This window comes from Streptomyces sp. NPDC088730, from assembly GCF_044751215.1.
In the GTDB taxonomy this organism is placed as follows: Bacteria; Actinomycetota; Actinomycetes; order Streptomycetales; family Streptomycetaceae; genus Streptomyces.
In genome coordinates this window covers 118,476-131,794 of record NZ_JBIVLK010000002.1, presented here as the reverse complement: position 1 = coordinate 131,794, position 13,319 = coordinate 118,476, and the positions used below count along the sequence as shown (strand labels likewise).

16 protein-coding genes and 1 tRNA gene are annotated in these 13,319 nt (G+C 72.1%); 10 read left to right on the top strand and 7 right to left on the bottom strand.

The window, feature by feature from the left end:
* The first annotated feature begins 54 nt into the window (after nt 1-54).
* The 9 genes from ACIP89_RS07455 to ACIP89_RS07415 are packed head-to-tail and all read left to right on the top strand — an operon-like array spanning nt 55 to nt 8,839.
* Entirely contained in the window at nt 55-687 is a 633-nt protein-coding gene (locus ACIP89_RS07455; protein ID WP_401925815.1) for a hypothetical protein, read from the top strand.
* Nucleotides 656-2,356: a GH3 auxin-responsive promoter family protein gene (locus ACIP89_RS07450; protein ID WP_402113646.1), complete on the top strand. Its 1,701-nt coding sequence runs from the start codon at nt 656-658 to the stop codon at nt 2,354-2,356. Before ACIP89_RS07455 ends, ACIP89_RS07450 begins: the two co-directional genes overlap by 32 nt.
* Nucleotides 2,353-3,210 carry a class I SAM-dependent methyltransferase gene (locus tag ACIP89_RS07445; RefSeq protein ID WP_401925809.1) on the top strand — a complete coding sequence of 286 codons (858 nt, stop codon included), beginning with the start codon at nt 2,353-2,355 and terminating at the stop codon, nt 3,208-3,210. The genes ACIP89_RS07450 and ACIP89_RS07445 overlap by 4 nt, the downstream gene beginning before the upstream one ends.
* Nucleotide 3,211: 1 nt before the next feature.
* Entirely contained in the window at nt 3,212-4,642 is a 1,431-nt protein-coding gene (locus ACIP89_RS07440) for an FAD-dependent oxidoreductase (RefSeq protein WP_402113643.1), read from the top strand.
* Nucleotides 4,639-5,805 carry a hypothetical protein gene (locus tag ACIP89_RS07435; protein ID WP_401925807.1) on the top strand — a complete coding sequence of 389 codons (1,167 nt, stop codon included), beginning with the start codon at nt 4,639-4,641 and terminating at the stop codon, nt 5,803-5,805. Before ACIP89_RS07440 ends, ACIP89_RS07435 begins: the two co-directional genes overlap by 4 nt.
* Nucleotides 5,802-6,554 (top strand): DUF6182 family protein, encoded by a 753-nt coding sequence (locus ACIP89_RS07430; protein ID WP_402113640.1) that lies wholly within the window; start codon nt 5,802-5,804, stop codon nt 6,552-6,554. Before ACIP89_RS07435 ends, ACIP89_RS07430 begins: the two co-directional genes overlap by 4 nt.
* On the top strand, nt 6,547-7,197 hold the full coding sequence (locus ACIP89_RS07425) for a LysR substrate-binding domain-containing protein (RefSeq protein WP_401929632.1): 651 nt from the start codon (nt 6,547-6,549) through the stop codon (nt 7,195-7,197). The genes ACIP89_RS07430 and ACIP89_RS07425 overlap by 8 nt, the downstream gene beginning before the upstream one ends.
* A gap of 20 nt (nt 7,198-7,217) precedes the next feature.
* Nucleotides 7,218-7,985 carry an alpha/beta fold hydrolase gene (locus ACIP89_RS07420; protein ID WP_402113637.1) on the top strand — a complete coding sequence of 256 codons (768 nt, stop codon included), beginning with the start codon at nt 7,218-7,220 and terminating at the stop codon, nt 7,983-7,985.
* Nucleotides 7,979-8,839 (top strand): class I SAM-dependent methyltransferase, encoded by an 861-nt coding sequence (locus tag ACIP89_RS07415; RefSeq protein ID WP_402113635.1) that lies wholly within the window; start codon nt 7,979-7,981, stop codon nt 8,837-8,839. Before ACIP89_RS07420 ends, ACIP89_RS07415 begins: the two co-directional genes overlap by 7 nt.
* 59 nt (nt 8,840-8,898) lie before the next feature.
* Here the strand turns inward: ACIP89_RS07415 and ACIP89_RS07410 are convergent.
* The 4 genes from ACIP89_RS07410 to ACIP89_RS07395 form a co-directional block, all read right to left on the bottom strand.
* Nucleotides 8,899-8,986: transfer RNA gene (locus ACIP89_RS07410), tRNA-Ser, on the bottom strand.
* A 78-nt stretch (nt 8,987-9,064) separates the two neighbouring features.
* Nucleotides 9,065-9,493: a tRNA adenosine(34) deaminase TadA gene (gene tadA / locus ACIP89_RS07405; protein ID WP_401926732.1), complete on the bottom strand. Its 429-nt coding sequence runs from the start codon at nt 9,491-9,493 to the stop codon at nt 9,065-9,067.
* Between the two features lie 93 nt (nt 9,494-9,586).
* Nucleotides 9,587-10,162 carry a hypothetical protein gene (locus ACIP89_RS07400; RefSeq protein ID WP_401929638.1) on the bottom strand — a complete coding sequence of 192 codons (576 nt, stop codon included), beginning with the start codon at nt 10,160-10,162 and terminating at the stop codon, nt 9,587-9,589.
* Between the two features lie 309 nt (nt 10,163-10,471).
* Nucleotides 10,472-10,732 carry a hypothetical protein gene (locus ACIP89_RS07395; protein ID WP_401925790.1) on the bottom strand — a complete coding sequence of 87 codons (261 nt, stop codon included), beginning with the start codon at nt 10,730-10,732 and terminating at the stop codon, nt 10,472-10,474.
* Between the two features lie 103 nt (nt 10,733-10,835).
* Between ACIP89_RS07395 and upp the strand changes: the two genes are divergently transcribed.
* Entirely contained in the window at nt 10,836-11,471 is a 636-nt protein-coding gene (gene upp / locus ACIP89_RS07390) for a uracil phosphoribosyltransferase (RefSeq protein ID WP_390088694.1), read from the top strand.
* Between the two features lie 31 nt (nt 11,472-11,502).
* Here upp and ACIP89_RS07385 read toward each other — a convergent pair whose 3' ends face one another.
* The 3 genes from ACIP89_RS07385 to ACIP89_RS07375 form a co-directional block, all read right to left on the bottom strand.
* Complete coding sequence (locus ACIP89_RS07385; protein ID WP_401926730.1) at nt 11,503-12,099, bottom strand: LytR C-terminal domain-containing protein; 597 nt, start codon at nt 12,097-12,099, stop codon at nt 11,503-11,505.
* Between the two features lie 139 nt (nt 12,100-12,238).
* Complete coding sequence (locus ACIP89_RS07380; protein WP_073736427.1) at nt 12,239-12,535, bottom strand: type II toxin-antitoxin system VapB family antitoxin; 297 nt, start codon at nt 12,533-12,535, stop codon at nt 12,239-12,241.
* A gap of 115 nt (nt 12,536-12,650) precedes the next feature.
* Nucleotides 12,651-13,271 (bottom strand): HhH-GPD-type base excision DNA repair protein, encoded by a 621-nt coding sequence (locus tag ACIP89_RS07375; protein ID WP_401925787.1) that lies wholly within the window; start codon nt 13,269-13,271, stop codon nt 12,651-12,653.
* Between the last annotated feature and the right edge of the window lie 48 nt (nt 13,272-13,319).

The window sequence follows — 13,319 nt, the reverse complement described above, 5'->3', positions numbered from 1 at the left end:
ACCGGGCGTGGAAGGGCTCGGTAGCCGATGACGAGAAACAAACCGGAATTCAGTGTGCTTCTGGGAAGCGATTTCGCCGGAAAGTCCTCGGCGCTGGCCGAGCTGCGGGCTGCCGAGCCCGGATGGCTCGTCATCTCAAGCGACGCGGAGTTCCTCGGACCACAGCACTCCGTGGTCGGTGATCTGAGGAACCTGACCGGCCAGGTGCTGTCCTCGGCCGATTCCGCGTACACGCCGGAATTCCTCACAGGACTCCTCCAGATGGCCGTGCTGCATCTCAAGGACGAGGTGATGCGGGCCGATTCGGGCACTCCCGTGCTGGTTGATTCGTACTACTACAAGATCCTGGCCAAGTGCCGGCTCGCCGGCGTGCGGGACAACCCCATGTTCACGTGGTGGCGTTCTTTTCCGCAGCCCCGCCGCATCGTCCACCTGGAGGTTTCCGGGGACAGCGCATGGCGGCGGTGCCGTGAGGGGGCCGACCTCAATCCTCTGGAGTACTACGGCCGTCGGCCGGCCCGTGCGGGGTTCGACCTCTATCAGCGTGATCTGCGCAGGCTGATGCGGGAGGAGACGCGCGACGTCCCGCTCGCCCGCATCGCGGAGTGCGCCACCCCGGCCGAGACCGCCCAGAACATACGAGAGGTGCTGGCCCATGAACTCGTCGGAGAACCGCTCAGGCCCTGAGCACAACAGCCGTTACCGCGAACGGGTTTTCAGCGAACGGGCGCGGCTGCGGGCCGCGTGCGCCGATCCCGCCCGCGCCCAGCAGCAGGTGCTGGAGGACCTGGTGCGGTTCAACGCGGACACCGCATTCGGGAAGGCCCACGGGTTCGCGGGGATTCGTACGCTGGGGGACTTCCGCAAGGCCGTCCCCCTGCAGGACTACACGGCACACGAGCCGTGGATCGAGCGCGCCGCGGCGGGCGAACAGAACGTGCTCACCGCGGACCAGCCGCGCGTGTACTTCACGAGCAGCGGCACCACCGGCGCGCACAAGAAGATCCCGGTGACCGCCCGCTTCATGGAGACCACCTTCTTCCCCTTCTACTACGCGGCCTGGGCGCCGCTGATCGAGCACTTCCCGGACGTGCTGGAGCGGCCCGACGCGGTGCTCAACCTGAAGCACGACCCCCTGCCCGCCCCACCGGTGACCGCCTCCGGCCGCCCCCATGCCGGCGCCAGCCAGGTCGACTTCGGGGTGCAGTTCGGCGAGCCGCTGTCCGCGGAGCCGGGGACGCGCGCCCCGTGGTCCACGCTGCCGGTGCCCGTCGCCGCGGACCAGCACATGGAGAAGACGTATCTGCGGTTGCGGATGGCGGTGGAGAGCGATGTGCGGCTCGTCATCGGAATCAACCCGGCCATGGTCGCCGCACTGCCTCACCAGCTGCGCCTGTGGTGGGACCGGATCGTCAAGGACGTGGCGGACGGAACGCTGGACGGCCAGGCCTTCGGCCGTCCCAATCCGGTGCGGGCCCGGGAACTCGACCGGCTCGCCCGCCGCTCGGACCCGGTCCGGCCGGCGCATGTCTGGCCGAACATGCGCGCGCTGTTCTGCTGGACCACCGGCCTCGCCACGCTCTACCTTCCGCGCCTGCGCGAGGAGTACGGGACAGGGGTCACCGCCCTGCCCGCCCCCGTGGCGGCATCCGAGGGACCGGTCGCCGTGGCCCTGGACCGGCACCCGAGAGCGGGCACCGTGGTGGTCACCTCGTCCGTCCACGAGTTCGTCGACGCCGAGGAGGACCTGGGCCCCTCCACCCCCACCCTGGGGATGCGGGAACTGGAGGCCGGGCGCGACTACCACGTCGTGTTCAGCCACATCGGTGGCCTCTACCGCTACGCGGTCGGCGACGTGGTCCGGGTGCTGGACCGGGTGGACGGTGTTCCCCGGGTGGAGTACGCGGGCCGCAGCGCCCGCTCGGACGCGGCCGGCGAGCGGCTGCGGGACGCTCAGGTGATCAGGGCCCTGGGGGCGACGGCGGCTGCCGCCGGCCTGGAACTGCGCAACGCCGCATGCCGGGTGGAGGAGCCGGCCGGCAGCGGGCCGCCGGCCTACCGGTTCGCGCTGGCGTCCTGGACGGCCTGGTCCGCGGAGGAGACCCGGGTCTTCACCGAGCGGCTCGATGCCGCTCTGGGAAGGGAGTCCGCCGGGTACCGCACGGCCCGCAGCGAGGGGCGGCTGGGCCCTGCCGCGTCGGTGACGCTCGACGCCGACGCCTTCCAGCGCGACTGGCACGAGACCGTGGCCGGCGGCGTCCGCCCCACCCAGGTCAAGGACCGGCTCTTTCGACAGGACCCCGCGCTGTGGCAGCGGCTGACCGCCCACGCGCCGACCCCAGGACGGGACGCATGACCGAACTGCTTGACGCTGTCGAACGCACCGCACTGCTGACCGCCGCTCTGAGGGCGGCCGAGACCCGGCGCGAGGACCGCATATACGAGGACCCTTTCGCCGGCGCCTTATGCGGCGAGATCGGCGACGAACTCCTGGCCGAGGTGCGCGCCGCGACCTTCCCGACGCAGGGCCCCCGGACTCTGCCGAGTACCCCCGACTACAACGCGATCCGTACCCGGTACTTCGACGACTACCTCCAACAGGCCGCGCGGGAACCCGGAATGAACCAGATAGTGGTGGCGCCCGCCGGCATGGACTCCCGTGCCTACCGTCTCGACTGGCACCGGCATACCCGTTACTTCGAGGTCGACCGGCCGGCCGTACTCGCCTATAAGCAGAGTCGGCTCGCGGGAGTCGCCCCGCGGGTGGACCACCGCACCGCGGCCGTGGACCTCACGTCACCGGACTGGGAAGAGGGACTGCTCGCGGTGGGATACGACCCCGGGCTGCCCTCGACCTGGCTCCTCGAAGGACTGCTCTACTACATTCCGGAGGCGGACGGGCACCGCATCCTGGAACGGGTGGCCGCGTTCTCCGCACCCGACAGCCGTATCGCCGCCGATGTCGTCAACGCCGCGGCACTGACTCTGCCCACCATGCGCGGCCTGCTGGACGTCTTCGCGGGCTGGGGCTGCCCCTGGGTGTTCGGGACGGACGAGCCGGAATCCCTTTTCGACCGGTACGGCTTCAGCGTCCGGGCGATCCAGCCCGGCGAGTCGGGGGCGGACTTCGGGCGCTGGCCCGACCCGGTGCCGCCCCGGGACGAGACGAATGTGCGCAGGGTGTTCTTCGTCGACGGCAGGCGGCGCTGACATGGCCGCGGTGATCGTGGCCGGGGGCAGTGTCGCGGGACTCTGCGCGGCGCTGGCCCTCGCCCGGCCCGGTGCGGACGTCCTGGTGCTGGAGAGCTCGCCGCCGCCGCCCGAGGGGCCGGTGACCGAGGCGGCGCCGCGGTGGCTCCGTCCGGCGGTGCCGCAGGCACAGCACTCGCACACGCTGACCTCGCTCGGGATGCGGGTCCTGCGCGAGCGGGCACCGCTGGTGCTCGAAGCGCTGATGGCTGAGGGCGCGGTGCGGTTCGACCTGCTGCGGTCAATGCCGTCAGGAGTCACCGACCGGACACCGGAGGCGGCCGACGGCGACCTGGTGGCCCTCGGCTGCCGTCGCACCGTGCTTGAACTGGTGCTGTACCGGTTCGTACGAGCCCTGCCGGGGGTCCGGATACGGCACGGGGTGAAGGTCGCGGGGCTGTTGACGGACCCGGAGCGCGGGGCCGTCCAGGGCGTGACCGCGGTCGGCGGTGAGCGGATCCCGGGCGACATCGTGGTGGACGCGACCGGCCGCCGGGCCGAAGGCCGCAGGTGGCTCGCCGCGGCCGGAGTGCCCCTCGGCGAGGACCGGACCGCCCCGTCGGGCCTGGCCGGCTTCAGCCGCTTCTACCGCATCAGCGGTCGGGGGCCGGATGCGGACCTTCCCGGACCGCTCAACCGGGGTCACGCCGCGGGCGACATCTTCGAGCGGTACGCGGGAGTCCTGCATCCCGGTGATCGCGGGACCTTCGCTGTCGCGCTCGGCGTTCTGCCCGGGTACCGGAAACTGGGCCGGCTGTCGCAGGCCCCGGTGTTCACTGCCGTCGCCCGCGCCACTGCGGGCCTCGGGGGCTGGCTCGCAGACGGTGTCAGCGAGCCCATCTCGCCCGTGTACGCGATGACCAGCCCGCCCAACGCGCTGCGCGCCACCGCCACCCGGGCACCGGTGGCCGGCCTCTTTCCCGTCGGGGACGCGGCATGCGTCACCAACCCGCTCTTCGGCCGCGGGATGTCGCTCGCCCTGGACCACGCCTTCCGCCTGGCCGACCTGCTGTCCGCCCGCCCTGTGGTCGATCGGGCCCAGGCGGTTGCGGCGGCCCGGCTGGCGCGGGACACCTTCGAGCCGTGGTTCGACCATGCGGTGGCCGGCGACCGGGACCGCATCGCCCGCTGGGGCGGTGCGCGGGCCGCCGTACCGCCGCCCCACACGCCGTCGATGCGGGCGGTGGCGACCGCGGCGGCCACCGACGGGCATGTGTGGCGCGGGCTCACCCGGATGCTCATGGGCCTGAGTACGCCGGCCGAGGTGTTCGGGGACGAGGCTTTCGGGCTGCGGGTCTCCAGGGCCGCCGAGGGCGGTCGGCGACAGGCCGGCCCACCGATGCGCACCTGCCTCGCCCCGGCTGCCGCGGCCGCGACAGGAGACCGGCCATGACCGCACCGGCAGTCACCCGCGCGGCGGAGCCGGCCCCGGGCGCCGCGCGTTCCGGGCGGCCCCGGGTGCTGATCGCGCCGATCACCGTCACCCCCTCCAAGCCACTGACCCCGTCCCATCTCAAGGGCCTGCTGTGGGCCGACGTGATGTACCGGGCCACCGGCCTGCTCGCGGACACCACCTTCCGCTACAGCCACACCACCTACCACCTCACCGAACAGACCCTGGGCTTCTGGGAGTTCCTGGACCGCACCGAGGCCGGACGCGACTACGCGGACCTCGGCGAGGAGGAGATCGGCGCGCTCTACGTCCGCTACCGGGCGGCGGACGAGCGGGTCCCTGCCGCAGCTCTGCGTCCGTACACCGACGCCGTCGAGGAGGACGGCTGGGTGCATCCCGCGGCCCGCCGCGTCCTGGACCTGTGGAGCGGGCACTACGCCCGGCTCGGCATGCACGATCCCGGCCTCGTCCGCCATCAGCCGCCCCGCCTCGGCCAGGAGGAGATGCTCGCCCGGCTGGAATCCCTCGGTATGTGCCTGCAGCAGCGGGAGCTCGGCGGCCCCTGCTACCTGGACCTGACGGAGTCCGGCCTGCCACTGAGACAGATCGTCACCGCCGACGGACGCCCCAACTACCTCGCGTGCGCCCTGCGCGAGCTCATCCCGCTCGCTTCGCACAACGATGAGGTGGTGCTGCTCTACGACCGCGAGCTGGACGCCGACTACCAGCTCCTGGAGCGGGTCCTCTCGGCCTGCGGACCGGTCGTCCGCAGGGTCCCGGTCGGGCGGGTGCCCATCGACGGACGCATCCGGTCCGCACGCCACGGCGACTGGCGCGGCCTGGACGCCGCGACCCTGCTGGACACGGCGGCGACGGACCACGGCCCGGCAGCGACACGGCTGGGGATGCGGCTGTACTTCATCGCGACCCTCGGCCCCGGGCAGCAGCAGTCCTTCCGCCCCGATCTGTTGCGCCAGTGCCTCAACCGGGCCGAGCGGCTGCTGGCGTCCCACCGCCCCGAAGCCGCCGAGGAGCTGGCCGCGCGGATTGGCGGACACCGGCGCGAGCACCTCTACGCCGATCCCTACAGGCTGACGTCCGGTCTCCTCGCCAGACACCGGCCGGCTCCCTCTGACGACCTGCTCAAGGCGGTGTTCCTGTGACCCTCACCCAACAGCGGCTGCACGAAGAAGCACTGGGACGGCTCCGAGCCGGCCGGCCCGACCTCGCCGCGGCACATGCGGGCGCCGACGGAGCCTCGCTGCTCGCCCTGCGGGAGGCAGTGGCGGCCTCCGGCGCCGACGAGGACGCGGTGCAGGCGGTGGTGGTGCTGCGTGCCTGTGACCTCGACACCTGGATAGCGGAAACCTGTCTCTTCGCGCTGGCCCTGGCGGAGGAACCCGCGGCGGCCTGGCGCAGGTCGTTCACCCGCACCGTCTTTCTCGCCGGGAACCCCCGCAACCTGGCCGGCCGGTTCGCCTTCGACCACGTCGCCGCCGACGGCTCCGCCGCGTGGTGCGCACCGGCACCGGCTGCCGCGACCGTGGGGCTGCGCCGCCTGCTGAAGACCTTCAGCGCCTCCGCTCCGCTTGAGGTCCGGCCACCACGGACCATCAGGATTCCCGGGCGTCCCGAAGGCCGGGGCACCTCGGGGGTCTCCCGTGACCTGTATGTCTCCACGGCCGGTATACGTCTTCCGCAGGCGCTCGTGCACCTCGGCCATTTACTGGTCGAGGCGGTCATGGACGGACTGATCGGTCCCGGCGACCGGCTGACCCTGCGCTGTGTGACACGGGTGACCGGTGTCGCCGCCCCGCTCTCGAAACTGCGTGTCGACTTCGACCCCACCCACCCCAGCCAACTCCGGGCGTTCGCCGGGCTGAGCGAGGAGATCCCCTGTGCCCATGCCTGACCACCTCCCTGCCACGCACCCCGCCCCGTCGTTCCTGCCGGTCCGCCTCGGCATCCACGGTTCGCCCGGACTGGCGAGGCGCATCGTCGCCCAGGCAGGCCTGAGGGACGAGGACGTGCACTGGGTGCCGTACGACGTTTCCGCGCCGTTCCGTGAACTGAGCGCGGGCGAGGCCGACGTCATGGTCATCAAGTACGAGGTGAGAGAGCCCGGTCTCGCCGTCAGCCGGCCGGTGCTCCACGACGGGCGTGCCGCGATCGTCGGAGCCCACCACCCGCTGGCCCGGCGCGCGTCGGTGTCGCTCGACGAACTCGCCGACTACGACGGCTTCCGCTGCCCCGGCTCCTTCCCCGGCTACGTCTGGGACCGGGTGGTGCCGCCGCACACTCCGTCCGGTCGGCCCATCCGGCGTATCCACCCCATGACCACGGTGGACGGAATGGCCGCTGTGCTCGCCCGCACCGACGCCGTGCACATCTCCTTCCAGTCGCTCGACGCCCTCGTCCCACCGGGTATCGCGGTCGTGCCGGTACACGACATGCCACCGGCCCCGGTGGCCCTGTGCTGGCTGCGGAACGCCGGGCTCCCCCCTCATGCGGCGCGGTTCGTCGCAGCCGCCGAGGCCGGGGCCCTTCCGTGCTGAGCCGCCCGGGGCGTGTCCCGGTGGTGCTGTTGCACGCCCTCTCGATGAACGCGTCGATGTGGGACGCACAGCGCGCGGCGCTGGAGGAACGCGGCCACCGGGTGCTCGCCCCCCACCAGCGCGGCTTCGGCGGGGCGCCGCTGGGGGTGGAGCCGCCGTCGCTCGACGTGGTCGCCGACGACGTGGCGCGCCTGCTCGATGACCACGGGATCCGCAGGGCCGCGATCGTCGGCTCGTCGATGGGCGGGTACGTCGCGATGGCCTTCCTGCGGCGCCACCCCGGCCGCGCTCTCGGCCTGGGGCTGTTGTCCTGCCGGGCGACGGCGGACGACGACCGGGCACGCGCCGACCGCGAGAGGTTCGCCTCCGGCATGGAGGAGGCGCAGACCGCCCGGCAGCTGATCGAGGCCACCACCCCGATGCTGGTCGGCAGCACCACCCGGACACAGCGCCCCGGCGTGCTCGCACGGGTGCGGGCGCTCGCCGCCGAGGCGGACCCCCCGTCCCTGGCCTGGGCCCAGCGGGCCATCGCGGCCCGCGTCGACTCCGCGGACGTGCTGCGGTTCACCCGGGTGCCCGCGGTGGTCGTCGCCGGCGCGCAGGATCCGCTCGTCTCCCCCCAGGAGTCGCTCGACACGGCCCGGCTCCTCCCCGGCGGCGAGCTCGTCACCGTTCCCGGGACGGGCCACCTCCAGCCGGTGGAAAGCCCCGGCCCGGTCACGGACATCCTCATCGCACTGCTCGACAGGCTCGACACAGCGGAACGAAGGGAAGCCGACGCGTGCTGACCCAAGATCACTCCTCCTGGGGCCTCAGCGCCTCCACCGGACTCGGCTTCACGCACGAGGCGATAGTCGACGCTCACTTCCTGGCCTGCGCCGAGCACTATCAGGCGGTTCTCGACCAGGTGGGCATCAGATCCGGCTGGCATGTCCTGGACGCCGGCTGCGGAAGCGGCGCCTTCCTGCCCCGGCTGTCCGAGCTGGTGGGCGCCGAGGGCCGCATATCGGGCATCGACCTCGCCCCGGAGAACGCCGCACTCGCGGCGGAGCGGATGCGCGCCTGCCGGCCCGGGACCCACCCGGACATCCAGCAGGGCGACATCCTCGGCCTTCCGTACGAGGACGACACCTTCGACGCCGTCTGGTGCGCCAACACCACGCAGTACTTGGACGACGAGGAGATCGTCCGGGCATTGGCGGAGCTGCGCCGGGTGGTGCGGCCCGGCGGACTCGTCGCGGTGAAGGACCTGGACGCCGGCCTGATCACCGCGCGGCCGGCGGATCCGTTTCTGTTCACCGACTTCTTCCGCGCGGCCGCGGCGACCCCTGGCTACGCGCGCCAGCTGCTGCGCACGCGCGAGCTCTACCAGTGGCTGGACCGCGCGGGCCTCGAAGAGGTACGCCAGCAGACGGTGCTGATCGAGCACCGAGCGCCGTTGCGGCCCGCGGCAGCGGAGTTCTACGGACTCGCGTGCGCCCGGATCGCCCAGCAGGCGTCGGACCTGGGCCTCGGAGAGCAGTGGACGGCATTCATCGACCAGGACGACCCCGCGCATCCGCTGCGCTCGCGGCACGGCTACATCAGCGAGGGCAACACCCTGGCCGTCGGCACCGTCCCGGGGAAGGCTCGGCAGGCCTGACGGGGCCCGAACGCGCCACACCCCCTGAACCAGTTGCCCGGATCAGGGGGTGTGAGAAGCGGTAGCGGTGGGATTTGAACCCACGGTGACGGGTTACGCCACACTCGCTTTCGAGGCGAGCTCCTTCGGCCGCTCGGACACGCTACCGAGAGAGAGCTTAGACCATCCCGGCCGTCCGTCGAAATCCGATTCCCGGTGGCACCGCCCCCGGGCGGGGACGCCAGGTCAGCGGTGGCGGAAGAAGGCGGTGAGACGGGCCGCGCAGTCGGCCTCCAGCACTCCGGGGATCACCTCGGGGCGGTGGTTGAGCCGGCGGTCGCGGACGACGTCCCAGAGCGAGCCGGCCGCGCCCGCCTTCTCGTCCCGGGCCCCGTAGACGACCCGGGCCACCCGGGACTGCACCAGGGCGCCCGCGCACATGGTGCAGGGCTCCAGCGTGACCACCAGGGTGCATCCGGACAGCCGCCATTCGCCGAGCGCGGCGGCGGCCCGGCGCAGCGCGAGGATCTCGGCGTGGGCGGTCGGGTCGCCGGTCGCCTCGCGTTCGTTGTGTCCCGCGGCGAGCCGCGCGCCGTCCGGGCCGAGGACGACGGCGCCGACCGGCACATCGCCGGCCGCCGCCGCCCGGTCGGCCTCGTCCAGGGCACGGCGCATGGCCGCCCGCCACGGGTCCCGGACGGGATCGTGGGGTGCGTCGGGCGGTCGGGGCGGGTCCTGCGGGTGCGGTGCTTCGGTCACCCGCGGACCTTAACGGACGGTCTCCAGGACCTCGGCCGCTCCCAGCGCGTCCGCGATCTCCGCCAGTGCGTCCGTACGCAGCATCAGCAGCTCGGCCTCGGGGAGCCCGAGGTCGGACAGGAGCCCGGTGTCACCGAGCGGGCCTGCCGGTACGGCGTCGATTCCGTCGTCGTCATCGGTGTGGTCGGTGTGGTCGGCGTCGTTGTCGTTGTCGTTGTCGGGGGCGTTGTCCGGCTCGCCGTCCTCGGTACCGTCGAGGCCGACGAGCTCTTCGAGAGCGGCGATGGAGTCCTCGGCCCCGGGTTCGCGGCCGAGCAGTTCATCGGTGAGCAGGATCTCCCCGTACGAGGAGCGGGTGGCGGCGGAGGCGTTCGAGACGTAGATACGCGGGTCCTCCTCACCGTCCACCCGGATGACGCCGAACCAGGCGTCCTCCTGCTCGATGAACACGAGCACCGTGTCCTCGTCCACCGAGGCTTCACGGGCCAGATCAGTCAGATCGGACAGGGTCTCCACGTCGTCGAGATCCGTGTCGCTCGCTTCCCACCCGTCTTCGGTGCGCGCGAGCAGTGCGGCGAAGTACACCGTGACTCTCCCACTGGTCTAGGGGCCTCTCGGCCGGATCAGGCCGGGCTCGCGGGGGCCAGGGCGTGTTCTGAAGTCCCGCCCGCCGCGTGACGCCTGGCACGGGTATCTGACCCCGCTCCCCGATCCGAACGAAAGACCCTAGGTGTGTCGGTCCGACGGGAGGGCAGTCGGTGGTCCGGCTGCCCTGCGTCCCGCCCATCGGAATCGTGGCAGAAACGAGGGCCTCGCGAGAGCAGTTCGGACGTTGCGTCGGCCATCAGTTCTGTCCGGGGCGGCCACCAGGGGGTTCTTCCGCAGGCCGGACGGCTACCAGCGAAACGTCCGCATCCGCATGGCCTGGCGCATTCGGGCGGCCTTGACCCGCCGGGGCTGGACCCGGTCGCGCAGCGCCTTGGCCTCGTGAAGCTCGCGGAGGAACTGGGCGCGGCGCCTGCGGCGCTGCGCGTCGGTCTCCTGCGCGTCGGTCTCCCGGGTGTCCCCCGTGTCCTGGGTGTCCCGTGCGTCACGCGCATCCCCGAGGCCGGGAGGGTCCGCCCCGTCCCGCTTGCGCTGTGCCCCGTCCGGCATCGGCTCATCACCCCAAGGCTGGGTCCGTATGTCCCCACCTTCCCCCCGAACGTGTGGTTGATGCCAGCGCACGGGTACGGGAGGCGCGGCTACTGTGGGTCCCATGCGGATCCACGTCGTCGACCACCCGCTGGTCGCGCACAAACTCACCACCCTGCGCGACAAGCGCACCGACTCCCCGACCTTCCGGCGCCTCGCCGACGAGCTGGTCACCCTGCTCGCGTACGAGGCCACCCGCGATGTGCGCACCGAGCAGGTCGACATCGAGACCCCGGTGACACCCACCACCGGAGTGAAGCTCTCGTACCCCCGGCCCCTGGTCGTGCCGATCCTGCGGGCCGGCCTCGGCATGCTCGACGGCATGGTGCGGCTGCTGCCGACCGCGGAGGTGGGCTTCCTGGGGATGATCCGTGACGAGGAGACGCTCCAGGCGTCCACGTACGCGTCCCGGATGCCCGAGGACCTCTCGGGACGCCAGGTGTACGTCCTGGACCCGATGCTGGCCACCGGCGGCACCCTGGTCGCGGCCATCCGGGAGCTGATCAAGCGCGGTGCGGACGACGTCACCGCCGTCGTGCTGCTCGCCGCGCCCGAGGGCGTCGAGGTGATGGAGCGCGAGCTGGCGGGTACGCCGGTCACCGTGGTCACCGCCTCGGTCGACGAGCGCCTCAACGAGAACGGCTACATCGTGCCGGGCCTGGGCGACGCGGGTGACCGGATGTACGGCACCGCCGACTAGGTCCTGTCGGCGCGGCCCCCCCGCCCGTCCCTCAGCAGGAGGACGGTGCGGGGGAGGGCTTGAGCAGGGCCGTCAGGGCGGTGGAGGCCGCCCGGGGCGTGCTGAACGCCTTGAACTTCGTACCGATGATCAGATCGACGTCCGCGGTCTTGCGGGCGTCGGTCTTCGTCGCGGCCCCCGGCAGCTGCGTGCCGAGCACCGGGAAGGTGCCGTTGACCGCGGTGGGGGCGCCCAGCAGTATGCCGGTCCCGGCGACCTTCTTGTCGTACGCGGCCGGGGCGTTGCCGACCTTGCCGATCGCGAACCCGCGCTTCTTCAGCTCGTCGGCCGCCGCCTTCGCGAGCCCGCCGCGCGGGGTCGCGTTGTAGACGTTCACCTTGATCTTCGCGGGCTTCGGCAGCGCCACGGCGTGCGCGGACGGCTCGGCGGACGGGCAGTCCGCCTTGCGGTCGGCCGCGCTGGCCGTCTTGTCGCCGCCCGTGAAGACGTCGATGAGCTGCAGCGTGCCCCATCCGGCCACGCCCAGCGCGGCCACGGAGGCGACGGTCGCGAGGACCAGTTTGGTGCGGCGGCGGGGGCGCCGCATGCGCGGGTACTTGTCACCCGTGATGCGGTACTTTCCGCCCATGCCTGGGGGAGTGAGCATGCTCATGGGCGCAGCGTAGTGCGACCCGGTGATGATGCCTACTAAATGATCAATGGATCGCACCCGTCCGAGTGGGAATGCACCCGAACGAACCCCGGACGGCGGGGGAGTGTGTGGTGTCTCAGCCGAGTTCGAGTACGCGGGCGTGCAGTACCTGACGCTGCTGGAGCGCGGCCCGGACCGCGCGGTGCAGCCCGTCCTCCAGGTAGAGGTCGCCCTGCCACTTCACGACGTGCGCGAACAGATCGCCGTAGAAGGTGGAGTCCTCGGCGAGGAGGGTTTCGAGATCCAGCTGGCCCTTGGTGGTCACGAGCTGGTCGAGGCGGACCGGGCGCGGCGCGACGTCCGCCCACTGCCGGGTGCTTTCCCGGCCGTGGTCGGGATAAGGCTGCCCATTTCCGATGCGCTTGAAGATCACACGGAAAGCCTACCGGCCTGGACCCTCCGGGCGCAGCCATGGGACCGGACTGCACCGCCGGCCGCAAGGGCATATAAGCGGCTATACCGGAATTCCGTGAGCCGGGCCGCCGCGCTCATCTGCCCTTCGCGGCGGCCTTCGCTGCCTTGGCGGCCTGTTTGGCCTCCTGCTTGTACGCCCGGACCTCGGCGAGCGACTCGGGGCCGGTGATGTCGGCGACCGAGCGGTGCGAGCCGTCCTCCCCGTACGGTCCCGCCGCCTCGCGCCAGCCCGGTGGCCGGACGCCGAACTGCTTGCCCAGCAGCGCCAGGAAGATCTGCGACTTCTGGGTGCCGTACCCGGGCAGCGCGTTCAGCCGCTTCCGCAGCTCGGCCCCGGTGGCGGCGTCGTCCCACACCGCGCTCGCCGCACCGTCGTACTGCGCCACCAGGTACTGGCACAGCTGCTGCACCCGCTTGGCCATGGAGCCCGGGTAGCGGTGCAACGCGGGTTTGGCGGTGAACAGCTCGATGAACGCCTCGGGGTCGTACGTCGCGATCTCATGGGCGTCCAGATCGTCCCCGCCCATCCGCTGCGCCAGGGCGTACGGGCCGGAGAAGGCCCACTCCATCGGCACCTGCTGGTCCAGCAGCATGCCCACGAGGGCGGCGAGCGGACTGCGCGCGAGGAACTCGTCCGCCTCCGGCTGCTGGGCGATCCGGAGGGTGATGTCTCGTCCGTTGTCGCTCTTGGTCATGGCCCGATCATCGCGAGAGCGGGGTGCGACGGCCAGCACCACCACCGT